At 73.7% G+C, this 22,625-nt stretch carries 22 protein-coding genes; 7 read left to right on the forward strand and 15 right to left on the reverse strand.

The genetic code is table 11. From position 1 onward, the window contains the following. Positions 1-9: 9 nt before the first annotated feature. The 5 genes from ACFVDP_RS09530 to ACFVDP_RS09550 are packed head-to-tail and all read right to left on the reverse strand — an operon-like array spanning position 10 to position 6,725. Positions 10-1,554, reverse strand: coding sequence for a helix-turn-helix domain-containing protein (locus ACFVDP_RS09530; RefSeq protein ID WP_383485891.1), 1,545 nt, complete (start codon positions 1,552-1,554; stop codon positions 10-12). Beyond that, on the reverse strand, positions 1,551-2,669 hold the full coding sequence (locus tag ACFVDP_RS09535) for a DUF917 domain-containing protein (RefSeq protein ID WP_383485894.1): 1,119 nt from the start codon (positions 2,667-2,669) through the stop codon (positions 1,551-1,553). Before ACFVDP_RS09535 ends, ACFVDP_RS09530 begins: the two co-directional genes overlap by 4 nt. Positions 2,670-2,679: 10 nt before the next feature. Next, entirely contained in the window at positions 2,680-3,759 is a 1,080-nt protein-coding gene (locus ACFVDP_RS09540; protein WP_383485897.1) for a DUF917 domain-containing protein, read from the reverse strand. Further along, positions 3,752-5,314 (reverse strand): hydantoinase/oxoprolinase N-terminal domain-containing protein, encoded by a 1,563-nt coding sequence (locus ACFVDP_RS09545; RefSeq protein ID WP_383485900.1) that lies wholly within the window; start codon positions 5,312-5,314, stop codon positions 3,752-3,754. Before ACFVDP_RS09545 ends, ACFVDP_RS09540 begins: the two co-directional genes overlap by 8 nt. 46 nt (positions 5,315-5,360) lie before the next feature. Continuing rightward, the gene (locus tag ACFVDP_RS09550; protein WP_383485903.1) at positions 5,361-6,725 is read right to left on the reverse strand and encodes a purine-cytosine permease family protein; all 1,365 of its coding nucleotides are present in this window, start codon (positions 6,723-6,725) and stop codon (positions 5,361-5,363) included. A 285-nt stretch (positions 6,726-7,010) separates the two neighbouring features. Between ACFVDP_RS09550 and ACFVDP_RS09555 the strand changes: the two genes are divergently transcribed. After that, complete coding sequence (locus tag ACFVDP_RS09555) at positions 7,011-7,730, forward strand: aspartate/glutamate racemase family protein (RefSeq protein WP_383485906.1); 720 nt, start codon at positions 7,011-7,013, stop codon at positions 7,728-7,730. A 47-nt stretch (positions 7,731-7,777) separates the two neighbouring features. Then, complete coding sequence (locus ACFVDP_RS09560) at positions 7,778-8,980, forward strand: cysteine desulfurase-like protein (protein WP_383485909.1); 1,203 nt, start codon at positions 7,778-7,780, stop codon at positions 8,978-8,980. Between the two features lie 66 nt (positions 8,981-9,046). On the opposite strand, the gene ACFVDP_RS09565 is transcribed toward ACFVDP_RS09560, so the two are convergent. The 6 genes from ACFVDP_RS09565 to ACFVDP_RS09590 form a co-directional block, all read right to left on the reverse strand. Further along, positions 9,047-9,364, reverse strand: a complete 318-nt coding sequence (locus ACFVDP_RS09565; RefSeq protein ID WP_383485912.1) for a hypothetical protein — start codon at positions 9,362-9,364, stop codon at positions 9,047-9,049. 76 nt (positions 9,365-9,440) lie between these two features. Further along, positions 9,441-10,466: a PHP domain-containing protein gene (locus tag ACFVDP_RS09570; protein WP_383485915.1), complete on the reverse strand. Its 1,026-nt coding sequence runs from the start codon at positions 10,464-10,466 to the stop codon at positions 9,441-9,443. Positions 10,467-10,524: 58 nt separating this feature from the next. Next, positions 10,525-12,000 carry a hypothetical protein gene (locus tag ACFVDP_RS09575; RefSeq protein WP_383485917.1) on the reverse strand — a complete coding sequence of 492 codons (1,476 nt, stop codon included), beginning with the start codon at positions 11,998-12,000 and terminating at the stop codon, positions 10,525-10,527. A gap of 220 nt (positions 12,001-12,220) precedes the next feature. Continuing rightward, entirely contained in the window at positions 12,221-12,385 is a 165-nt protein-coding gene (locus ACFVDP_RS09580; RefSeq protein ID WP_383485920.1) for a hypothetical protein, read from the reverse strand. A 116-nt stretch (positions 12,386-12,501) separates the two neighbouring features. Then, positions 12,502-13,476, reverse strand: coding sequence for a GlxA family transcriptional regulator (locus tag ACFVDP_RS09585; RefSeq protein WP_383485923.1), 975 nt, complete (start codon positions 13,474-13,476; stop codon positions 12,502-12,504). Continuing rightward, positions 13,473-14,120 carry an HD domain-containing protein gene (locus tag ACFVDP_RS09590; RefSeq protein ID WP_383485926.1) on the reverse strand — a complete coding sequence of 216 codons (648 nt, stop codon included), beginning with the start codon at positions 14,118-14,120 and terminating at the stop codon, positions 13,473-13,475. The genes ACFVDP_RS09585 and ACFVDP_RS09590 overlap by 4 nt, the downstream gene beginning before the upstream one ends. A gap of 247 nt (positions 14,121-14,367) precedes the next feature. On the opposite strand from ACFVDP_RS09590, the gene ACFVDP_RS09595 reads away from it, so the two are divergent. Continuing rightward, complete coding sequence (locus ACFVDP_RS09595) at positions 14,368-14,931, forward strand: Dps family protein (RefSeq protein WP_383485929.1); 564 nt, start codon at positions 14,368-14,370, stop codon at positions 14,929-14,931. Between the two features lie 116 nt (positions 14,932-15,047). After that, complete coding sequence (locus ACFVDP_RS09600; protein WP_383485932.1) at positions 15,048-15,278, forward strand: DUF5133 domain-containing protein; 231 nt, start codon at positions 15,048-15,050, stop codon at positions 15,276-15,278. A 267-nt stretch (positions 15,279-15,545) separates the two neighbouring features. Here the strand turns inward: ACFVDP_RS09600 and ACFVDP_RS09605 are convergent, their stop codons facing one another. Continuing rightward, entirely contained in the window at positions 15,546-16,787 is a 1,242-nt protein-coding gene (locus tag ACFVDP_RS09605; RefSeq protein ID WP_383485935.1) for an amidohydrolase family protein, read from the reverse strand. 96 nt (positions 16,788-16,883) lie between these two features. Between ACFVDP_RS09605 and ACFVDP_RS09610 the strand changes: the two genes are divergently transcribed. Next, on the forward strand, positions 16,884-17,942 hold the full coding sequence (locus tag ACFVDP_RS09610; RefSeq protein ID WP_383485938.1) for an Lrp/AsnC family transcriptional regulator: 1,059 nt from the start codon (positions 16,884-16,886) through the stop codon (positions 17,940-17,942). 15 nt (positions 17,943-17,957) lie between these two features. Here the strand turns inward: ACFVDP_RS09610 and ACFVDP_RS09615 are convergent, their stop codons facing one another. Next, entirely contained in the window at positions 17,958-18,431 is a 474-nt protein-coding gene (locus tag ACFVDP_RS09615; RefSeq protein WP_383485941.1) for a hypothetical protein, read from the reverse strand. A gap of 139 nt (positions 18,432-18,570) precedes the next feature. Between ACFVDP_RS09615 and ACFVDP_RS09620 the strand changes: the two genes are divergently transcribed. Then, positions 18,571-18,819 (forward strand): type B 50S ribosomal protein L31, encoded by a 249-nt coding sequence (locus ACFVDP_RS09620; protein ID WP_111665025.1) that lies wholly within the window; start codon positions 18,571-18,573, stop codon positions 18,817-18,819. Positions 18,820-18,859: 40 nt separating this feature from the next. Here the strand turns inward: ACFVDP_RS09620 and ACFVDP_RS09625 are convergent, their stop codons facing one another. Then, positions 18,860-19,483 (reverse strand): GNAT family N-acetyltransferase, encoded by a 624-nt coding sequence (locus ACFVDP_RS09625; protein ID WP_383485945.1) that lies wholly within the window; start codon positions 19,481-19,483, stop codon positions 18,860-18,862. A 179-nt stretch (positions 19,484-19,662) separates the two neighbouring features. Between ACFVDP_RS09625 and ACFVDP_RS09630 the strand changes: the two genes are divergently transcribed. Continuing rightward, positions 19,663-20,457: an SDR family NAD(P)-dependent oxidoreductase gene (locus ACFVDP_RS09630; protein WP_383485948.1), complete on the forward strand. Its 795-nt coding sequence runs from the start codon at positions 19,663-19,665 to the stop codon at positions 20,455-20,457. A 60-nt stretch (positions 20,458-20,517) separates the two neighbouring features. Here the strand turns inward: ACFVDP_RS09630 and ligA are convergent, their stop codons facing one another. Further along, positions 20,518-22,620 (reverse strand): NAD-dependent DNA ligase LigA, encoded by a 2,103-nt coding sequence (gene ligA, locus ACFVDP_RS09635; RefSeq protein WP_383485951.1) that lies wholly within the window; start codon positions 22,618-22,620, stop codon positions 20,518-20,520. Positions 22,621-22,625: the final 5 nt, after the last annotated feature.

Genomic DNA, 22,625 nt, shown 5'->3' on the forward strand with positions numbered 1-22,625 from the left:
CGGGATCGGTCAGGTGCCGGTCAGGGCCCGGCAGGCCATCTGCAGGGCCAGTCGGTAGCTCGGGTCGTCGAGATCGATGCCGAGGCGCTCGCGGACCTGGTGCAGCCGGGCGGCGACGGTGTTGCGGTGCAGGCCGAGGGCGCGGGCCGTGGCGGCGGCCGAACCGCCGCTCTCCAGGAAGACCCGCAGCGTCGTCAGCAGGTGGGCGTGCTCGGGGTCGCGCAGCGGGGCGAGCGCCGTCTCGGCGAAGGCGCGGGTGATGTCGGACTGCTGCCAGGCGGCCAGCAGCTGGCCCACGCCGAGTTCGTCCGTGTGCTCCACGGCGGGGCGGAACTCGCGCGCGGCCGCGAGGCGCGCGGCGTTGCGGGCCTCGGTCAGGGTGTCCGCGAGGCCGCCCGGGCCCTGGTGGGGGCGGCCGATGCCGGCGACGAGGCGCCGCCGCACGGGCAGTTCGGCCAGGGCCCTGCGCACGTCGCGCAGCAGTCGGCGGGGGTCGTCGGTGGCGGGCCGCCGTGTGCTGCTGGCCCACAGGTCCCAGGCGGCGTCGTCCTCGGCCACGGCCTGGACGGTGAGGCCGTGCCGGGCGAGTGCCGCGACCAGCGCCGTCACGAAAGTGTCGGGGCCGTCGCCCGACGGGGTGTGCTCGGCGCGGACGAACAGGCCCAGGTGCCAGTCCTCCAGGCGCCAGCCGAGGGCGACGGCGCGTTCGACGGTTTCCCGGCTGACGCTGGAGCGGCCGGTGACGACGTCGGTGAGCAGCCGTCGGCGGGCGGCCCGGTCGTGGTCGGCGCGGGTGCGGGCGCCCGCGAGCCAGGACCGGATGAAGGGTTCGAGCAGCGCGAGGCCGAGGGCGATGGTCTCGGCGCGGCTGTCGTCGACACCGTCCACGGGGCACAGCAGCCAGGCGGGGACCGGTGCGGCGCCGCCCGGCCGGTGCCCGGCGGGCGGGTCGGCGTGCACGGGGTGGGCGAGGAGCCGGGCGGTGCGCTGCGGGACGGCAAGGTCGGGGCGCAGCGTGTCGGGGGGCACCGGGTCGCCGAGGATCGCCGCGCCATCGGGAGTGACGAGGCTGATGTCGGCGGTGAGCACGGAGCGGGCCGCGACGATCAGGTCCGGGCCCTCGGTGTGGTGGGCGAGGCGGCGCACCAGGGTCTCCACGGTGCGGGCCCTGGCCACCTCGGGCGCGCGTACCCGCAGGGTCAGGTCGAGGGCGAGGCGGAACGGGTCGTCGGTCGGCACCCACAGCACGGGGATGCGCAGCCGGTCGGCGAGACGGACGGCCGACAGCGGCGGCCGGTCGGTGTCGGCCACGGTGACGCAGAGCGCGGCGGCGCCCGCTTCCTGGGCGCGGCGCACCAGCGCGTCGAGCCGGTAGGCGGGGGTGGCGTCGCGGGCGTCGCAGACCACGATGTGCCCGGCGATCGCGTCGAGGGCGCCCTGGTAGGCGATGACGTCGGTGACGGGCCGGTCGAGGCCGGCGTGTCCGGCCAGGGTGCGGGCGGTGCGCAGCAGCGGGTCGGCGAGCAGGTCCGCGACGGTGGGAGCCGCGCTCATGCCGTGCTCCCCTCGCCGCGGCGGCCCCAGCCGGGCGGCGCGGTGCGCCGCGGTGCGGGGGCCAGGTCGAGGCCGAAGGCTGCGGGGCCGACCAGGGCGGCGGCCTCGGCGGGCCAGTCGTACAGGGCGGGCAGGGCGAGCAGGACGAGGTGCTGGCCGGTGCGGATCTGGTCGGCGCGCAGCGGACGGCGGCCGCTGGGGTCGACGGCGGTGACGATGCGCGGGCAGGCGGCGCGGGTGACGCCGTCGACGGTGACGGCCAGGTATTCGTCGAGGAGGTCGACGCGGACGACGGCGCCGGTGCGCCGGTCGGTGAGGGTGGCCCAGCCGGGAGTCAGGTCCTGGCGCGGGACGATCTCCTCGGTGCGGCCGACCGCGAGCAGTTCGGCGTCGAGGGCGGCGGCGAGGTCCTCGGGGGTGGTGCGGTGGTCGCCCGCGGCGGCCAGGAAGCGCTCGCCGAGGCGGAGGCAGGCGCTCACCGATCCCCGTACACCGATCCGGGCGAGGGTCGCGGCGGGCAGCGGGTGCAGGGCGACGGCGGCGGCTCCGCCGAGGGCGAGGACGTTGGCGCGCAGGAGGGGTTCGACGCGGCGGGGCGCGCAGTCCCGGACGACGACGGTGTCGCCGCCGGGGCCGACGAGGGCGAGGGGCTGGGTGGGCAGTCCGTGCAGGGCGGCGACCGTCTGGTCGATGCGCGGGAAGGCGCGGCCCATGAGGTCGCCGTCGACGAGCGGCAGCCCGAGGCGGGCCGCGGCGACGCCCGCGATCAGTGTGTTCAGGCCGCCCACCTCGATGACGCCGATCGCTCCGGCCGCGCGTCCTGTCAGCTCGGTGACGGTACGGACGGCGCGGACGAAGTCGTCGGGGTCGGCGAGGCGCTCGGCGAGGACGTCGGGCGCGCCGCCCTGGCCGACGTGCACCACGAGGGTGTCCGGCGGCAGGGCGGCGGCGGGGGTCAGTGTGACGGGCGCCCGGTCGAGTTCGCGGCGCAGCAGCAGCGCGCCGGTGGCCACCTCTCCGCCGCCGCCCGATCCCAGGAGCTGGGCGCCCACGGCCAGGGCGGGCAGCAGCCCGGCCGTGAGCTGTGCGGTGGGGGCGGGCGGCGGGGTGGTCACGCTTCGATCATCACACTTCGGCGGCGGGAAGCGGCACGTAGGTGTGGTCGTAGCCGAAGTAGCCGGGTCCGGCAAGGGCCAGGCCCTCGGGGGTGCGCCAGCGCGGGTCGCAGGGCACGCCGAGGACGCTGACCCGCAGGCCGTAGCGGAGCGTCTCGGTGGTGACCGGTTCGCCGGAGTCGGTGTCCAGGACGCAGATCAGGTCGGGCACGCTGACCACGACGTTCCCGTCGTGCGTGGCGACCAGGTTCTCGTTCTGGAAGGACAGCTCCAGGGTGGATCCGCTGTCCTGGGCGAGTCCGGCGAGGCGGGCGGTGCCGCGGGCGAAGCCGCCGGTGGTGGTGCGCTGCACGTCGGCGACCTTGCCGGTGAAGACCAGGCGTCCGCCGAGGGTGGCGGCCGCGGCGGCGACCGGGTCGTCGTGGCCCTCGCGGGCCTCGCGGATGGCGCGGCCGACGCGCTCGCACAGGGTGAGCGTGCCGGGGACCAGGTGGTCCTTGGCCTGGCGGCCGGTCAGGGCGTAGAGGCTGACGGCGGCGCTGCACCCCATCTCGACGGTGGCGGCGCGGGCCAGCCGCTCGGCCCAGGCGTTGCCGTCGGTGCGCAGCGCCACGGAGTTGCCGCGTTCGTCGGCGAGGGCCATCGGGGAGGCCGATATGCCGGCGAGGGTGGGCAGCAGCATCTGGAGTTCGGGGAAGGCCCTGCCCATGCCGTCGGCGTCGATGAGCGGTACCCCGGCCTCGGCGGCGGCGACGAACGGGGACATCGAGTTCAGCCCGCCCGCCTCGATGGAGACGGTGTGGGTGGCGCGCTTGCCGAGGAGGTCCTCCAGGGCGCGCAGCGCGCCGAGGATCTCGTCGCCGGAGGGCAGCTTCTCCAGCATGACGGTGGGGGCGCCCATGAACGCGGTGGGGATCACCACGGCGTCGTCGTCGATCTCGTCGACGTCGAGGAGGGTGACGGGCCCGTGCTGCTTGAGCGCCTGCTCGGCCAGGAGGCGGCCGACGAAGGGGTCGCCGCCTCCGCCGGTGCCGAGGACGGCGGCGCCGCGCGCCAGATCGGGCAGGTTGTCGGCGGTGATCTCACGCATCGTGGCCTCCCAGGCTCAGCTCTCCGACGGCCTTGACGCGGATCCGGGTCGCGTTGCCCGGGAGGTAGGCCAGTGGTACTTCCTCGATGTCGACGATCTCGACGGACCCGGGGCGGGCGCCGGCGGCGACGGCGCGCTCGACGGCCTCCTGGCGGGCCTCGTCGAGGACGGTGTCACGGGCCTGCGGGACGACCGAGTAGACCCGGTCGACCTCGCCGCCGACCTGGGCGATCGCCGCGCCGATGGCGTTGGCGACGGCGAAGTGGTCGGGGCGCACGACGCTGGAGGCGCCTTCGAGGTTGTCGGGTACGAGGATGCTGCCGCCGCCGACGGCGACGACGGGGACGGGTTCGGCGGAGGCCCGCATCCGGTCGACGACCTCGGCGAGGCGGTCGTCGATCTCGCGCAGCGCCGCGTCGACGACGGCCTTGTCGAGGTGGGCGACGAGTGAGGGGTCGCCGACCTCGGCGCGCTTGCCGGCGACGGCGATGTCGGTGGCGGTCAGCCGGGTGCCGCCGAAGACGAGGGCCTCCTGGCCGAGCCGGTAGCCGACGCTGGCCGGGCCGACGGCGATGCCGGACGCGCCGTGCACGACGTGGCTGCCGCCGCCGATGCCGACGGAGAGCACGTCGGGCATCCGGAAGTTGGTCTGCACGCCCGCGACGGCCACGTCGGTGGAGGCCTCGCGGGGGAAGCCGTTCTGGAGGATGCCGACGTCGCTGGTGGTGCCGCCGATGTCGACGACGGCGCAGGACGGCAGCTTCGACAGGAACGCGGCGCCGCGCATCGAGTTGGTGGGGCCGGAGGCGAAGGTGGCCACCGGGTAGCGGCGGGCGTAGTCGACGTCCATGAGGGTGCCGTCGTTCTGGCTGAGGAACACCGGGGCGCTGATGCCCGCGTCGGCGACGGTGCGGGTCAGTCCGGTGGCGACCTGGTCGGCGAGGCCGCGCAGGGCGGCGTTGACGACGGTGGCGTTCTCCCGGCCGAGCAGGCCCATCCGGCCGATCTCGTGGGAGAGGCTGACCGGGGCGCCGGGCAGCTGTTCGGCGATGATCTCGGCGGCGCGGGTCTCGAACTCGGCGTTGACCGGCGAGAACACCGAGGACAGGGCGAACGAGGCGGCGCCCGCGGCGACGGCCCGGTCCAGCACCTCGCGGAACTCGGCCTCGTCGAAGTCGGCGATGGGGCTGCCGTCGTACTCGTGGCCGCCGTGGCACAGGTAGCCGTGCCCGCCGATGGCGGCGACAAGGCGTTCGGGCCAGGCGACCAGCGGGGGCAGCGCGCGGGTGGCGGGAAGCCCGAAGCGGATGGCGGCGGTCGGGGCGAGCCGTTCTCCCTCGACGAGCGCGTTGATGAAGTGGGTGGTGCCGATCATCACCGCGTGCACGGCGGCCGGGTCGAAACCGGTCGCCGCGCGCAGGTCGCGCAGTGCGGTGACGATGCCGCCGGTGACGTCGGCGGTGGTGGACGCCTTCACGGCGCCCAGCACCCGGTCGCCGTCGATCAGGACGGCGTCCGTGTTGGTGCCGCCCACGTCGATGCCCAGTCGGAGCATGGCGGGGTCCTTTCTCTTGCGGGTCCTGGCGCCGGGGCGCCCGGGGTCAGACGGAGGGCTGTTCGGCGGCGCGGGCGTCGGCGGTGACGGGGGTGTCCGCCGGGGCGTCCTGGTCGGTGGGCACGGTGCCCACCCCGCGCACCAGGCCGAGGCGGGCCGCCGCGAGGTAGAGCACGAGGGCGACGACGATGGAGTTGATGGAGGGCAGGCCCCAGTGGACGTACTTCCCCACGACGGCGGCGGCCGCCCACACGACGAGGGCGGCGGGCACCCAGGCGGGTGCGTCGGCGGGCAGCGTGCCGGAGCGGCGGGTGGCGTCGAGCGCGGGGCGCCAGGTCCGGGTCACGAAGTACTCGGCGACCATGATTCCGGCGATCGGCGGGAACAGCACGCCCAGCAGGTTGAGGAAGCCGCTGAAGCTGTCGAGGACTCCCATGGCGCCGAGGACGGAGCCGATGACGCCGACGACGACGGTGACGGCGGCCCGGTTGAGGCGGCGGCCGAAGGTGCGGTCGGCGAAGGTGACGATGCCGAGCGAGGCGGCGTACAGGTTCCAGTCGTTCACCTTGATCGTGGCGGCCACGATGACGAGGGTGCCCAGGAAGCCGGACGTGGACGTGACGATGGCGATGACGTCGTTGGTGCGCAGGGCCAGGGCGAGGAGGACGCCGATGAGGCCGATGACGTACTCGCCGACGGTGATGCCGAGGACGGTCTGCTTGACGACGTCCTTGCCGGTGCGGTTGAAGCGGCTCATGTCGGGGGTGATGACCGCGCCGACGATGAACCCGCCGGCGACGAGCGTGGTGCCCTGGAGCAGGGACAGCGGCGGGCCGGCGGGCTGGGCCGAGGTGAGGGCGCCCAGGTCGTGCTTGGACAGCTCGACGGCGATCGACCAGCCGGCCAGCACGAGGAACGCGGGGACGGTGATGTACGCGGCCCAGGCCATCGAGCCGACGCCGTAGACGACGACCGCGGTGATGATCAGGCCGACGACCAGCGCCCAGCCCCAGGCGGGCAGGACGCCGACGAGGTCGACGAGGCCGTCGGCGGAGACGGCGTTCTGGATGCCGAACCAGCCCACCGCGCTGATGCTGATGGCCAGGCCGATCAGCGCCGCGCCGTTCGCGCCGAAGCCCGTCCAGCGGGCGAGCAGCGACGTGGACAGGCCCTCGCGCTGGCCCGCGATCCCGGTGAAGATCGTCATGACCTCCAGGATGACCGCGCCGAGCGTGATGGCGAGGACGGCGTTCCAGAAGGTCATGCCGAAGCCGAGGGTGGCGCCGATGAGGAAGCTGGCCAGGGTGGAGAGCTGGCCGAAACGCTGGGTGGCAACCGAGAACCAGTGGAAGCGGGCCGTCGGGGGGACACGGCTCAGCGCGTGGTCGTCGTGTCCTGAGGTGGACGCCATGGGGACTCCAGAGGGGCTGGCGGGGACAGGGGGCGAACGGCCGGCTCGATGTGCGGTGGGGCGAGGCTAGGCCGCGGCGCCGGGCGGGTCACCGTGCAGATGGCACGGTCCTCTGGGTGTGGGAGTGCACTGTGCACAGATACGGAACCGGCCATGTGCCGGGTGAGGCGCGGGGACGGTGCGGGCCGCCCTGGTCGACGGGCCGGGCTGTGCAGGGTGCACGTTGTGGCGGCCGGCCGGGGCGGTCGAGGGTGTGCGCACGTCCTTGCCACCCCTGGAGGTGCTGTGAAGCTCACGGTCGTGCTGCCCGTCATCACCGACGCGTTCACCGAGGAAGTCCGCCGGGAGGTCGCCGCCTGGGCGGCGCCCGGCACCGAGATCGACGTGCGCCGCATCGCGCGCGGCACGGCGTCCATCGAGTCCGAGTACGACGAGGCGCTGGCCGGTCCCGGCATCCTCGACGCCGTCCGCGACGCGGAGCGGGACGGTGCCGACGCCGTCTTCGTCAGCTGCTTCGGCGATCCCGGTGTGCACGCGGCACGGGAGATCGTCGACATCCCGGTGGTCGGCGGGTTCGAGCCGGCCGTGCTCACCTCGCTCGCTCTCGGCGAGCGCACCGGCGTGATCACGGTGCTGCCGAACGTGCTGCCGATGCTGCACGGCCTGGTGCGGCGCTACGGCCTGACCGAGCGCGTCGGGTCGATCCGCGTCGTCGACATCCCGGTCCTCGACCTGGACCCCGGCGAGCGGCTGCTCGACGGTCTCGCCGAGCAGGCCCGGGCGGCGGTGGCCGCGCGGGAGGCCGATGTCGTCGTGCTCGGCTGCACCGGCATGCTGGGGGTGGCCGCGGCCCTTCAGGAGCGGCTGGCGAAGGACGGTACGTTCGTGCCGGTCGTGGATCCGACGGGCGCCGCCGTCATGTGGCTGGAGTCGCAGGTGCGTCTCGGGGTACGACCCAGCCGGACGACGTACATGCCGCCGCGCGCCAAGGACCGCGTCGGCTGACCGCCGTCCCGCGCCCCTGCCCGCCCGCGCCCCCTCTGGAGACCCGCATGCCCTTCGACGTAGCCGCGCTGCGCGCGCTGATACCCGCCCTGAAGTCCGGTTCGGCCCGGTTCGACGCACCGGGCGGGACACAGACCCCCCAGCCGGTCGTGGACGCGATCGCGGCGGCGCTCAGCGCGCCGCTGGCGAACCGCGGCCGGAGCACGGAGGCCGAGCGCAACGCCGACCGGATCGTGGTCGAGGCGCGGGCGGCGCTCGGGGACCTGCTGGCCACCGCGCCAGGGACGGTCGTGTTCGGCCGCAGCTCCACCCAGCTCGCCTACGACCTGTCCCGCATGCTGGCCAAGACCTGGCAGCCGGGCGACGAGGTGGTGGTGACGCGGCTCGACCACGACTCCAACATCCGGCCCTGGGCGCAGGCGGCCGAGGCCGTGGGCGCGCGGGTGCGGTGGGCCGACTTCGATCCGGCCACGGGCGAGCTGCGGCCCGAGCACATCGAGGCGGAGCTGTCCCCGCGGACCCGGCTGGTCGCGGTGACCGCGGCGTCGAACCTGATCGGCACCCGCCCCGACCTGCCCGCCGTCGCCGCCCTCGTGCACGGCGTGGGTGCGCTGCTGCACGTGGACGCGGTGCACCACGCCGCTCATGGCGCGGTCGATGTCGCGGCGCTCGGCGCGGACACCCTGGTCTGCTCGCCGTACAAGTTCCTCGGCCCGCACCTGGGGGTCCTCACCGGCCGGGCCGACCTGCTGGAGTCGCTGCGCCCGGACAAGCTGCTGCCCTCCAGCGACGCGGTGCCGGAACGTTTCGAACTGGGCACGCTGCCCTTCGAGTTGCTGGCGGGCACGCGGGCCGCGGTGGACCTGCTCGCGGGGCTCGACCCGCTGGCGCGGGGCAGCCGCAGGGAGCGGATCGTCGCCTCCTTCGCCGCGCTGGAGGTCCACGAGCACACGCTGCGCACCCGTCTCGAGGACGGGCTCGCCGCGCTGCCGGGTGTCACGGTGCACTCGCGGGCCGCGCACCGCACGCCGACGCTGCTGTTCACCGTCGACGGCCGGGAGCCCGCCGACGTCTCGCGTGAGCTGGCCGACCGCGGGGTGGACGCGCCCGCCGGTTCGTTCTACGCATTGGCGGCGGCGCAGCGGCTCGGGCTCGGCGATCGGGGCGGCATCCGCGTGGGCCTGGCGCCGTACACCGACGAGGGGGACGTCGACCGGCTCCTGACGGCGCTGGCCGAGGTCATCGCGTAGTCGCGGAACAGAGCCTCATGGTGCCGATCTGCCCCGGGAGCCGTCCCGGGACAGATCGGCGCACGGTCACGCCGGGTTGTCGATCCCGGTCACGATCGGCGGCCCCAGGGGCGCGTCGCTTTCGTCGAAGCCCGCCGCCCGCAGCGCCTGCGCGGCCAGTTCCCCGGCCTTGGTGCGGGCCTGGGCGTTCGCATCGGCCGTCACTTCGAGGCGCATGGTGAACGTGTGGTCGTCGTTGACGGTGAGCAGGTCCAGATCCTCCTCGCGGCCCAGCTCGGTGCGGTGCGGATCGGCCTCCCGCAGATGCCGTTCGACCTGGGCTCTCACCTGGGCGTCCGCGGTGCGCACGAACGTACCGGGGATCGTGATGACGAAGGTCGTCATGTGCGGTGCTCCTGTCTGTGCCATGGCTGGGCTGCCGTGTCGAGTCTGCTTCCCCGGGTTGACCCGCTCACTCGGGTCACCCGGGTACGGCGTCACGCGTCCACTCCAGGAGCCGGTCGGCGGGCCAGGTCGTCACCACGCGGTCGGCGCTCACGCCGCACTCCTCGGCCCGGGCGCAGCCGAGCACCTGCCAGTCGAGCTGCCCCGGCGCGTGCGCGTCGGTGTCCACCGCGAACAGCGTGCCGGCCTCGACGGCGCGGCGCAGCAGCCGACGGGGTGGATCGAGCCGCTCGGGGCGGCTGTTGATCTCGACGGCGGTGCCGGCCTCCGCGCAGGCCGCGAACACGGCGTCGGCGTCGAAGCTCGATTCGGGCCTGCCGCGACCGGTGACGAGGCGGCCGGTGCAGTGCCCGAGGATGTCGGCGTGCGGGTCGCGCACGGCGGCGACCAGGCGGCGGGTCATGGCGGCTGCGTCCATCCGGAGTTTCGAGTGGACGGACACCACGACCACGTCGAGCCGGTCGAGGAGGTCGGGCTCCTGGTCGAGGGAGCCGTCGTCGAGGATGTCGCACTCGATTCCGGTCAGCAGCCGGAACGGCGCCCAGCGGGTGTTGAGTTCGGCGACCACCGCGAGTTGCTCGCGCAGCCGCTGCGGGGAGAGTCCGTGGGCCACCGTCAGCCGTGGCGAGTGATCGGTGAGCACGGCCCACTCGTGGCCGAGGTCGCGCGCCGCGCGGCCCATCTCCTCGATGGGGCTGCCTCCGTCGGACCAGTCGGAGTGCAGATGGCAGTCCCCGCGCAGCAGTGACCGGAGCCGGGCGCCGGCTCCGTCCGGCACAAGCGGGGTGCGGGCGGCTTCCTCGAGGCGGGCCAGGTACTCCGGTACGTCGCCGGCCAGCGCCTCACGGATCACTTCGGCCGTGGTCGGGCCGATGCCCTTCAGCGCTTCCAGGGTGCCCGCGGCGGCACGCCGCGCCGTCTCGTCCGGGCCCTGCTCGGCGATGACACGGGCCGCGGTGCGAAAGGCCCGTACACGGTAGGTGGGGGCGCGGTCGCGCTCCAGGAGGAACGCGATCCGCTCCAGTGCCTGCGGAGGTCGCATCGTCACCTCCGGCCCGTCCGTCGTGCACGCGGTCTCGCCGTCACCTGTCCAGCGTCGCTCAGTCGGCGCCGCCGGGCACCTCGGCCGCCCGGCGCAGCAGCCGCCCGATCTCGGGACGGATGACGTCGTGGTGACCGCTCAGGGGGAGGTCGGCGCTGCGGATCACTTCGGAGGCGTCGATGTTCAGGTAGGCGGCGCGCCGCAGGTCGCTCTTCGCGGTGTCCTCCAGGCACATCGGGGCGGGCCCCTCGACGCCCTGGATCCCGTCGAAGCCGAGTGCGCCCCATTTGCGGGCGATCGACACCATCTCGGCGGAGTCGCCGATCATCTGGGCCGACAGCGGATAGAGCACGCCGAGGTGGAAGTCGAGATGGGAGAACGTGCAGAGCAGCGGCCCCTGCACGAGGCGTTGCAGGCTCCACAGCGCGCCGTGGCCCGAGACCTGCTGCGGCAGGCTGTCGGCGAACGCGAAGTGGGACAGCTCGCCCTGCAGCAGCGTGAGCGAGGACAGCAGCACCGGCTCCGCGCCGCCGCCCTCCAGGCCGCGCAGCGCGAAACCGGCCAGCCGTGCGCCGAGGCCGTGCCCGACGAGGTGCAGCCGCACCTCCGAGTCCTCCGCGAGGCCGGGCAGGCAGGGGCCGAGGCCGAGTTCCCCGATGAATCCGGCGCGGCGGCGCAGTACATGGCGTACGACCTGGCGGAAGAGTTCGTGGGCGCCGTTCCACAGTTCGGCCTGGTCGGCGGCGCGGGCCCGCTCGCCCAGCGGGCCGCCGGACGCGACCGTACCGGCGCGGCCCACCCGCTCGCTCAGCGGCCGGGCGGGGCGCGGGCCCGCGACCCGGACCTCGGCGAGGGTTCCCTCGTCGGACGCGCCGGGCCCCTTGCGGCCGTCCTCGTGCCGGGCCGGGCGGCCGGGCCGCGTGTCCTGGGCCCGGCGCAGGTCGTCGAGGGCGCCCGCGAACTCGACGCACATGGTCCGGGTGTCCTCGAACAGCATGAGGGGGTCGGTCTGCGGCAGGATCTCGCCCTCGGTGTCGGCGGCGAACGAGGCCACCGGGTCCTGGAGCGGGAGTTCCGCCAGGCGGCGCAGCCCCGAACCGAAGTCGTCGAAGGCGGTCTCGTGGTCGGGCCGCTCCCGCAGCAGGGTGACGATCTCCGTCAACTCCTCCTCGTGACCGGGCAGTTGACGCAGGAGGTCGTCGAACGTCTCGCGGTCGATCCCGGTGGTGTCCGACGGCTTCCCGACGCCGGGCAGGTCCTCGTCGCGGAAGCAGAGCGACGGCCAGTGCACGGCGAGCATTCCGGCCTGTCCGGGCGCGTCGCTCCATGCCTCGGCCAGCAGATGGCGGTAGGCGCCGTCGACGGCGGCCCCGACCGCTTCGTCGTTGTGGGCACCGTGCACCACGACGTAGAGGTCGCGGACGCCGCTGTCCCGTACGGCCGCGCGCACCCGGTCCACGGCGCCGGGCTCAAGCACGGCCCCGTCGTCGAATCGCAGGGCTCCGAGATCGTGGAACGCGGCCGGTTGCGGCATGACTCACTCCCGTGGGGTGCCGCCCGTCGCGGCAGTGTCCGGGAGGCGGGCCGAAGTGCCCGCCTCGCAAGGCACTCCGTCTTCCCTCCGCGCCGCCGGACACGCGCCGGGCGACGCGGATGTACGGCGTTTCTACGCCACGCATGCCGCGGCCCCGCAGACGCCGGGAAGCGCCGGGAAGGGCCGGCCCTTCCCGGCACGCCCCAGGGCGACACACGCCCTAGCGGCCCCGGTTGTCCTGCGCGATGCTCTGGGCGCGGGCCCGCGCCTCCTGGGCGGACAGTCCCGCGTCACACACGATCGTGACCACGCTGCCGTCGTCCAGCGGCACCTGCCGCATCTCCACGCCCAGCAGTCCCGAGCGCTGCGGCTCATCCTCGGGCATCAGAGCACCTCCTCGTCGACGGATCCCCCAGGGTAGACACCGATCTGGTGCGCACCGGGGAGCAGGGGCAGTGCTTCACACGATCGAAGCCCGTCGCTGCGGCAGACGCCACTGCGTCAACCCGCCGCGCCGGTGGTGCGGAACCGGGCCCGGTACTCCGTGGGCGCCACGCCCAGCGCCTGCTGGAACGCGCGGCGCATGGACTCCGACGAGCCGAACCCGGCGCTGTGCGCGACGGCCTCCACCGCGTCGCCGCCGCCCTCCAGCAGGGCGCGCGCCGCCTCCAGGCGCACCGACTCGACGTACTGGCCCGGCGTCATCCCCGTCTCCGCGCGGAACAGCCGTGTCAGGTGCCGCGGGCTGACCCCCGCGGTGCGGGCCAGCGCGTCGAGGCCGGGTGCGGAGCGCGGGTCGGCGCCGACCGCGTCCATGGCCGTACGCACGGCGGGGTGGCGGGCCGCGACCGGGCCGAGGCGGGCGCTGAACTGCGACTGGCCGCCCGGTCTGGCCATGAAGACCACGAGTTCGCGTGCGACGTTCCGGGCCAGTTCGGCGCCGTGGTCCTCCTCGACGAGCGCGAGCGCCAGATCGATGCCGGCCGTCACTCCGGCCGAGGTGATCACCGGTCCGTCGCGGACGAACACCGGGTCGTCGGCGACCGTCACCGCCGGGTAGGCGGCGGCCAGTTCGGCGGCGAGCCGCCAGTGGGTGGCCGCACGCCGCCCGTCGAGCACCCCGGCCTCCGCCAGCAGGAAGGCGCCCGCGCACACCGACGCCACGCGTCGCGCCCGGCCCGCCAGCCGGGAGGTGAGGCCGATCAGCGTCACGTCGTCCACCGCCCGCCGCCAGTCGCTGCGGCCGGGCACCAGCACGGTGCCGATCCGGGCCGGCACGGCGTCCTCGCCGCCGTCGACCCCGATCCGTACGCCCGACGAGGTGGTGACGTCGGCGCCGTCGGGCGACACGATGCGTACGTCGTAGGCGGCGCCGTAGGTGTTGGCGGTGGTGAACACCTCGGCGGGCCCGGTCACGTCGAGGAGCTGCACCCGGTCGAACGCGACGACGGCCACGCTGTGGCGGGCGTCGCTCACTGCTCCCACTGGGAGTCGAGGATCGTCCGCACGAAGTCGCCGCGCTCGAATCCGGGCACGTAGTGGGCGAGGACGTCCGCCTTCACATTCCCGAACGTGGTCTCCGGCTTCGGCGCGACGCCGTCGGTGAAGGCGGCCAGGATGCGGCGCTTGAAGTCCGGGCGCGGGTGCAGGGACACGATCTCGGCCCGGTCGGCGGCCGAGAGGTCGTCGTAGCCGATGCCCAGGACGTCGTACTCGACACCGGCGGTCACCAGCGCGACCTCGGGTTCCATGAACGCGGGCACCCCGGGCGTGGTGTGCAGTGCGATCGCCGTCCACACCCGGCGCACGCTGTCCGACGGGACGTGCCGGGCTTCGAGGAAGCGGCGGGCCTCGTCCGCGCTGTCCACCTCGAAGCGGCGGCCGCTGTCGTGGAACTGCGGGGACAGACCGAGGTCGTGGAAGAGCGCTCCTACGTAGAGCAGTTCGGGATCGTAGGACAGGTCGCGGCGGTGGCCCTGGAGCGCGCCGAAGAAGAACACGCGCCGCGAGTGGTGGTAGATCAGCTCGCTGGTCGTGTCCCGGACCAGCTCCTCCGCCTCCCGGGCCAGTTTCGTGTCGGGCACCGGGACGCCCGCGACCGTGTTCTGTGTGCTGTTCACCGTGCTCACCAGGGCCTTTCGCCGTCGGATCGCCGTCCCGTTCCGTGACGACCCCTTCAGCATCCGCCGGTGGGTGCGGTGCCCGCCATGGCTGGAGGGCCGGGTGTCCCACAGATACGGACATCGGCCTCGCCGACACGCCCGTAAGCAGTGGTGATCCTTCTCGCGGGTGACAAACAGGTGTGGATCCCGTCAGACGGGTAGTGGGGCAGGACAGCCCGTCCGGTACGAAGGGAGACACACCCCCATGACTCTGCAGAGCACTCCGAAGTACACCGTCCCCGGCCTCACGGTGGACCAGGCCGGAGAGCTGATCGAGATTCTCCAGATGCGCCTGCACGCGCTCAACGATCTGCATCTGACGCTGAAGCACGTGCACTGGAACGTCGTCGGTCCGCACTTCATCGCCGTGCACGAGATGATCGACCCGCAGGTCGACAAGGTCCGCGCGATGGCCGACGACGTCGCGGAGCGGGCCGCCGCCCTCGGCGGGGTCAGCCAGGGCACGCCCGGCGCGCTCGTGGCCGCCCGGACCTGGCAGGACTACAGCGTGGGCCGGGCCGACGCCATCGCCCATCTCGGGGCGCTCGACATCGTCTACACCGGGATCGTCGAGGACCTGCGCAAGGCGATCGCGGCGGCCGGTGCCGTCGACGCCGCCACGGAGGACCTGCTGATCGGCCAGCTGCGCGATCTGGAGCAGTTCCAGTGGTTCGTCCGCGCGCATCTGGAGACGGCGGGCGGATCGCTGCGCACCGGCTCGGCCGACACGGAAGCGGAAGCGGAAGCGGCGCACCGGGCCGTCAACTAGTCGTCCACCAGGGCACGTTCACGAGTGAAACAGGTCACGTCGAGCACGCCGCGTGTATGGATCGTGACAGCCGGGGCATGGGGAGGTACCTCCCCCGAGCGAGAGCAGGTTGCTCCATGCTGATGCCCGACGCCACGTTCGTCCGTACGCTGCTGAGCCGCTACGCCGACTTGCAGATGCGGCATTGCGAGCGCCCCTCACAGGAGTTGGGCTGGCAGCTCGACGACGTGACCTACACGCTGTGCGTCTGCACCGGGACCCGCACCATCCGCGAGGCCCTGGCCGCCGCCGATCTGGTCCTGGAGCAGGCGGCGGCGCGCGGCTCCGACGAACCGCAGGCGGCCTGAGCCAACGCGGCACCACGCCTGTTTGAGCCGGGCCGACGGGGGCACTCGGAGCGCGATCCCGTCATCCGCGATGCGGGGTCCGATGAGCTGGGGGCGCGTCCTGGGACGAGGACGCGCCCCCGTTCTCATGGTGTGCGCAGGGACGCCCCCGGCCCGAGGGGCAGGTCGAACCCGTAGAAGATTCCGAGCACGGCCAGCCACGCCGCTCGATCCCCGACATCGCCCGGTCGATGAAGCCGCGCTCCGCGGTGGGCGGTGCCTGCGTGGTCATGCGGGCAGTCCGTTCTTGCGGATCTCGCCGCCCTGGGCGACGAGCACGATGTTGGCCGGGTCGGCGAGCAGTGCGATGTCGGTGAGCGGATCACCGGCGCACAGCACGAGGTCGGCGCGCCGGCCCGCCTCCAGGGTGCCGATCTCCGCGTCCAGACCGAGGAGTCGGGCGGCGGTGCGGGTGCCGGCCGTGATCGCCTGCATCGGTGTCATGCCGAGGGCGACGAGGTGGCCGAGTTCGCGCAGGTTGCGGCCGTGCGGCACCATCGCGGCGTCGGTGCCCATGGCGATGGTCACGCCCTCGGCGATCGCGGCGGAGATGTTCTCCCGGGTGATCGCGGACCAGCGGATCTTCTTCTCGTAGTGGTACGGCTCCATCGTCGACTTGTCGATGCCGTCGAAGACCGTCGACAGGGTCGGGACGACGAACGTCCCGCGCTCCCCCGCCAGTTCACGGGCCTGCGCGGTCATGCCGTAGCCGTGCTCGACGCTGGTGACGCCGCCGCGGACGGCGTTGAGGATGCCGGCGGCGCCCTGCGCGTGCGCGGCGACCGGGCGGCCGCCGTGCCGGGCCACTTCGTCGACGACCGTGCGGATCTCGTCCTCGGTGAGGCCCTCGTCGTCGGGGTGGTCGTAGGGGCTGCTCATGCCACCCGTCGCACAGACCTTGATCACGTCGGCGCCGGAGCGCAGCAGCCGCCGTACGGCGAGGCGTACTTCGTCCGGGGTGTCGGCGATCTCGCCCATGCCGGAGCTGGGGTCGAAGCCGCACTCGGTCTGGAAGTCGGCGTGGCCTCCGGTGTGGCTGAGGATGCGGACCGCGGTGTGGATGCGGGGCCCGGTGGTGAGCCCACGGTCGACGGCCGTGCGGTAGCCGGCGGGCAGTCCGCCGAGGTCGCGCACGGTGGTGACGCCCGCGTCGAGGGTGGCGCGCAGCCGCTCGGCCGTGCGGAACACCTCGACCGTCGGGTCCTGTTCGAAGCGGCGCACCATCTGGCGCGCGGACTCCACACCGAGGTGGACGTGGGCGTCGATGAAGCCGGGCAGCAGCGTGTGTCCCCGCGCGTCGAGGGTGCGCGCGCCGGGTGCGGACGGCGGGGCGGTGGCCGCGGGCCCCGCGTAGCTGATCAGGCCGGCGTCGTCGACGACGAGCACGGCGTCCTCGACGGGGGCGGCGCCGGTGCCGTCGACGAGACGGGCACCGGTGACGGTCAGGGCGGTGGACTGTTGGTGGCTCATGGCGGACCAGCGTCGGGATCCGCGATGTCCCGCACGTAAAATCGCAGGATTCCGAAATCCCACCGCCCCGTGTGCAGGATCTACGTCATCGAGAGCATGCAGCAATCAGAACCTCAGGATCCGGACCGGGCACGTCTCGACGAGCTCGATCTGGCGCTGGTGCACGCCCTGCAGATCAACACCCGCGCGCCCTGGACGCTCGTCGGCGAGGCGCTCGGCATCGATCCGGTCACCGCCGCCCGTCGCTGGGAGCGGCTCGCCCGCACCGGTGCCGCCTGGGTCGACGGCTATCTGTCCCTGGACCGGGACGAGGGGTCGGTCTACGCGCAGGTCGAGATCGAGACCGGCGGGCAGTTGTCCGAGGACGTGCTGACCTCGCTGGCCGCGGACTCGCGCATGCTCAGCCTCAAGCAGACCTCGGGCGGCCGTGATCTGCTCGGCATCGTCGGGGCGTCCTCCTTCGACGACCTGGCGCGGTACGCGGGTGAGCGCGTCGCCCGGCTGCCCGGGGTGCGCGGCACGCGGCTGCACGTCATCACGGCGGTGCCGGTCGAGGGCGCCCAGTGGCGGATGCGCAGCCTGACCCCGGCGCAGCGCGCGCTGTTGCGGCCGGAGTACCCGGACGCCTCGGGCAATGTGCCGGACGAGCCGATCCGTGCGGTGGACCGGCGGATCGCGCACGCGCTGGGCACGGACGGCCGGATGCCCCTCTCCGCGCTGGCGCGGGCCACGGGCGCCAGTACGGCGACGGTGCGGCGCCGGCTGCGGACGCTGACCGCGGGCGGGCGGCTGTCGCTGCGCTGCACCCTGGCCCGGCCGCTGACCGAGTTCCCGGTCTCGGTGGTCTACTTCGGGGCCGTCCCCGCGGAGAATCTGGAGGCGGCGGTCCGGGCGCTGCGGACGCTGCCGGGGCTGCGCATGTGCAGCATCACCGCGAGCACCCACAATCTGATTCTGGACATCTGGGTCCGGTCGCTGGCCGAGGTGCACACCACGGAGGCGCTGCTCAACCGGCGGCTGGCGCAGCTGGGGCTGCGCATCACCGAGCGCGCGGTGGTGCTGCGGACCCTCAAGCACGCGGGCCGGCTGCTCGACCGGCGGGGGCGCAGTGTGGCGGCGGTGCCGCTCAACTCCGTCCGTCCGGAGGGTCGTTGAGCGGCCCGCGGCCCGTCAGACGCGTCCGCCGGTCAGGCGCGTGAGCGGCCCCTGGCTGCCGCGCTCCGCACGGCGTCCGGCCACGTAGGAGCCCGCCACGAGGGCTGTGGCACCGGCCGTCACACCCGCGGCGACGATCTTGCGGTGCTTGATCACGGCCCAGGCCGTCGTCGCGGCCGAGACCGCCTGCCCCGCCGCCGACGTGACGGTGGAAGCCGCCTGCCCCGCTGCCGAGGTGACGGTGGAGGCCGCCTGTTCCGCCGCCGATGTCACGGTGGAGCGGGCGCTGTCGAGCGCGGCCGTCGCGGTGGTCGCCGCGCGGGCCCCTTCGGTGCCCGCCGTGCGGGCCGCGCGGCCCGCGTCCGCACCGGCCGCCTCCGCCTTGGCCGCGGTCTTCTGCGCGGTCTTCTTCGCTGCCTTCGCCGCGGCGGGCTGTCCCGCCCTCGTAGTCCGTGCGGCTGTCTCTCCGTTGTCCTGTGTGTTCGCCATGGTGTGCGAATAGCCGGATCCGGCCGGGACAAACAGAGGGAGTGCCCTTACGGTGCCGCCGGACCCTTCTGCGGGGCTCGCATGGCGCGGGTCCGGCGGGTGGACGACGATGGGCACAGGCCGAGGCGAAGGAGCAGGCATGGCTCAGGACAACCCCGACTACCGGCCCGTGGTCTTCCGGGACAAGGCCGCGGGCTACGCGTTCTTGACCCGGTCCACGGCGCGGACCGACGCGACGATCGAGTGGGACGACGGGGAGACCTATCCCGTGGTCGACGTCGAGATCTCCGCGGAGAGCCACCCCTTCTACACGGGGAAGGCGCGCACCGTGGACACCGAGGGACGCGTCGCGGCGTTCGAGCGCCGCTACGGCAAGGACGAGGGCTGACGGTCCTGCCCGGACACCCGCCCGGGACGGCGCGCTCTCATCAGGCCACGGCCGTGGAGCGGCCCAGGTACCAGACGGGCCCGGGGTCGGACACCTCCAGCAGCCTGAAGCCCAGCCGGTCGTAGAACGCCCGGGCCGGTGTGTTCGCCCGCACCATGCACAGGTGGACCGCCGGCACTCCCTTCTCGTGCAGCGCGCTCAGAAGGGTGTGCATCAGGGTGCGGCCGTACCCCTTGCCCTGCCAGGGCGGCAGCAGGTCGATGTGCAAGTGCGCGGGAAACTCGGCGAGTTCGTCCCTGACCATGCGCTCGGGGGTGTGCAGCAGCCCGATCATCTCCTGGCTCGGCGTGCGGGCCGCGCCCTCGACCGGCGGGTAGGCGCCGGTCACCCGGGGCAGCCACTGCGTGCGGAAGCGCGCGGCGAAGTCGGCGGTGTCCGGGACGCCCAGGACGTATCCGACGGCGCTCCCCTCGCCGTCGTCCAGGACGAACGCGAAGTCGGGCTCCAGGTGCACGTAGGGGTAGGCGAAGATCGAGGGCATCAGTTCGTGGTCCGGATAGAGCGAGGACGAGTCCTGGCCCTGATGGGCCGTCATGACGCAGATACGGGCCAGCGCTTCGCGGTCGGAGGGCCGGTAGGGACGGACGAACGGAGTGGTCTTCATGCGCCGCACCCTGCCACGGTGGGAGCGCTCCCGCAGCGGAATTCCATGAACGCCCGCAGCGCTCTGCGGGGCCGTCCCGCGGGCCCGCCACTCCGACGGTCCACATCTGGCCGGTGTGCGACCCGCGCACCGGGTAGGGCTCATCCGCACACCCGTCACCATCACGAGGAGTCGCCCGCATGCAGATCGATCTGACCGGACGGACCGCACTGGTCACCGGCTCCACCCAGGGCATCGGAGCCGCGATCGCCACCGGTCTCGCCCGGGCCGGGGCCCGGGTCGGCATCAACGGCCGTACGCAGAAACGGGTCGACGAGGCCATCGACCGGATCGGCGCCGACGCCCCCGGCGCCGAGCTGGTGCCGGTGGTGGCCGACGTCGCCGCCGACGAGGGTGCCCGGCACGCCGCCGAGGCGCTGCCGCAGGTCGACATCCTCGTCAACAACCTCGGCATCTTCGACTCGGCCGACCCGCTGGAGATCAGTGACGAGGAGTGGCGCCGCTACTTCGAGGTGAACGTCCTGGCGGCGGTCCGGATGATCCGCCAGTACCTGCCGGGTATGACCGAACGCGGCTGGGGCCGGGTGCAGAACATCGCCAGTGACTCGGCGGTGGTGATCCCCGCCGAGATGATCCACTACGGCATGTCCAAGACGGCGCTGCTCGCGGTCTCCCGGGGCTTCGCGAAACAGGCGGCCGGTACCGGGGTGACCGTCAACTCGGTCATCGCGGGACCGACCCACACCGGCGGCGTCGAGGACTTCGTCTACGGACTCGTCGACCGTGACCTGCCCTGGGACGAGGCCCAGCGGACGTTCATGCGCGAGTACCGTCCGCAGTCGCTGCTCCAACGCCTCATCGAGCCCGAGGAGATCGCGAACATGGTCGTCTATCTCGCCTCCGCCCAGGCGAGCGCCACCACCGGCGGGGCGCTGCGCGTGGACGGCGGCTACGTGGACTCGATCCTGCCCTAGGACATGGAGGACACGTAGGGCAGGCCGCCACGGATCACCGGCTTCGGCAGCGTGCTCCGGTCAGCCGAGGAAGTCGGCGACCATCGCCGCGAACTCGTCCGGGGTGGCCAGGCGGACACCGAGGCTCTCCGCCTTGGTCCGCTTGGCGCCCGCGCCCTCCCCCGCGACGAGGAGGCTCGTGTTCTTCGAGACGCTGCCGGACGACTTTCCGCCGGCTCTCTCGATCAGCTCGTTCATCTGATTGCGGGAGAGCTGCTCCAGGGGGCCGGTCATCGCCCCGGTGACGACGACCTTCAGCCCTGCCAGCGGCCCCGCGTCGGCATCCGGCGCCTCCGGATCGTCGTCGGCGGGGGGCGGGGTGGCGCCGGGCTCGGTCATGCTCAGTCCGGCCGCCGCGAGCCGGTCGATCTGGTCGGCCAGCTCCGCGAGTTCGGCGACGATGACGCGGGCCTTCTCGGCGCCGATGCCGTCGACCCGCTGCATCGCCTCCGCGTCGGCCGCCCGGATCCCGTCCATCGTCGCGAAGTACCGGGCGATCCGGCGGGACATGGACCGGCCCGTGCCGCGCACGCCGAGGGCGCACAGCACGCGCGACAGCGGCTGCTTGCGGGCCGCCTCCAGGGCCGCCATCAGGTTGTCGGTGCTGGTCTCCCCCATCCGCTCCAGACCGAGCAGTTGCTCGCGGGTCAGCCGGTCGAACAGATCGGGCAGGCCGGTGATCAGACCCGCCTCGACGAGCTGGACGACCCGGGTGTGGCCGAGGCCCTCGATGTCGAGCTGGTCGCGCCCGGCCGCGTACGCGATCGAGGCGACGAGGTGGCAGTTGCGGCCGCGCTCGCACCGCCAGCGCTGCTCGCTCGTGTCGATGCCGGAGCCGCACTGCGGGCACTCGGCGGGGAAGACGATCTCCCGCTCGTCGCCGGTGCGCAGGTGCGCGACGGGGGCTTCGATGCGGGGGATGATGTCGCCCGCCTTGTAGACCATCACCTGGTCGCCGAGGAGCAGGCCGCGGCGGGTGATGTCGGCCGGGTTGTGCAGGGTGGCGTAGGTGACGGTGGAGCCGTCGATCTCGACCGGTTCCAGGACGGCGCGCGGCGCGATGATGCCGGTGCGCCCCACGTTCCACTCGACGTCGAGCAGCCGGGTGATCTTCTCGACGGCCGGGAGCTTGAACGCGACCGCCCAGCGCGGCGCCCGGGTGCCGGAGCCCGCCGCCTGCTGGTCGGCGGCGAGGTCGGCCTTGACGACGATGCCGTCGATGCCGAACGGCAGGTCGGCGCGGAGCCCCGCGATCCGCTCGACCTGCTCCACGACCTGCTCGACGGTGGTGACGACGACGCCGGGCACCTCGGTGCTCGCCGGGGTGTTGACGCCCCAGGCCGCGCCCCGGTCCATGAGGGCGCCGTGCGCGGCCTCGCCCAGCTCGGCGGCGAGCGCGGGGTCGGTGCCGGGCAGCGGCAGCAGTCCGTAGCCGAAGAAGGTCATCGGCACCGTGTAGGCCCGCTCCTTGGCGCGCAGGGTGCCCGCCGCGGCGTTGCGCGGGTTCGCGAACGGGTCGCCGCCGTGCTCGGTGCGCACTTCGTTGGCGTACTCGAACTGGGCCGCGGTCATGAGGATCTCGCCCCGCACCTCCAGGGTGACGGGCTCGGTGAGCCGGTCGGGCAGGCCCTCGACGGTGCCGATGGCGTGCGAGACGTCCTCGCCGGCCGTGCCGTCGCCGCGGGTGACGAGCCGGGCGAGGCGGCCCTCCTCGTAGCGGGCGGCGATGGCGAGGCCGTCCAGCTTCGGCGACACGTGCCAGCTCGTCACCTCGTGCCCGATCCGGCGCTCCACGGAGGCGGCCCAGGTGGTGAACTCCTCGCCGGAGAACACATTGTCGAGGCTCAGCATGGGCACCGTGTGCGGGACGTCGCCCTCGACCGCGCCGCCCGCGACCTTGCCCGAGGGCGAGTCGGGCAGCACCTCGTCGGGGTGCTCGGTCTCGTACACCGTGATCGCCCGCACGAGCCGGTCGTAGGCGTCGTCGTCCAGGGCGGAGGTGCCGCCCTCGTAGTACGCGGCGGCGGCCCCGCGCGCGTCCCGCACGGCCTGGGTGTAGGCGGCGGAATCGGGCAGCGCGGGCAGGCCGGAGGGAACGGCAGAAGTCGTCGTCATGGAGTTCATCCTGC

This window comes from Streptomyces sp. NPDC057694 (genome assembly GCF_042799415.1).
GTDB lineage: Bacteria > Actinomycetota > Actinomycetes > Streptomycetales > Streptomycetaceae > Streptomyces.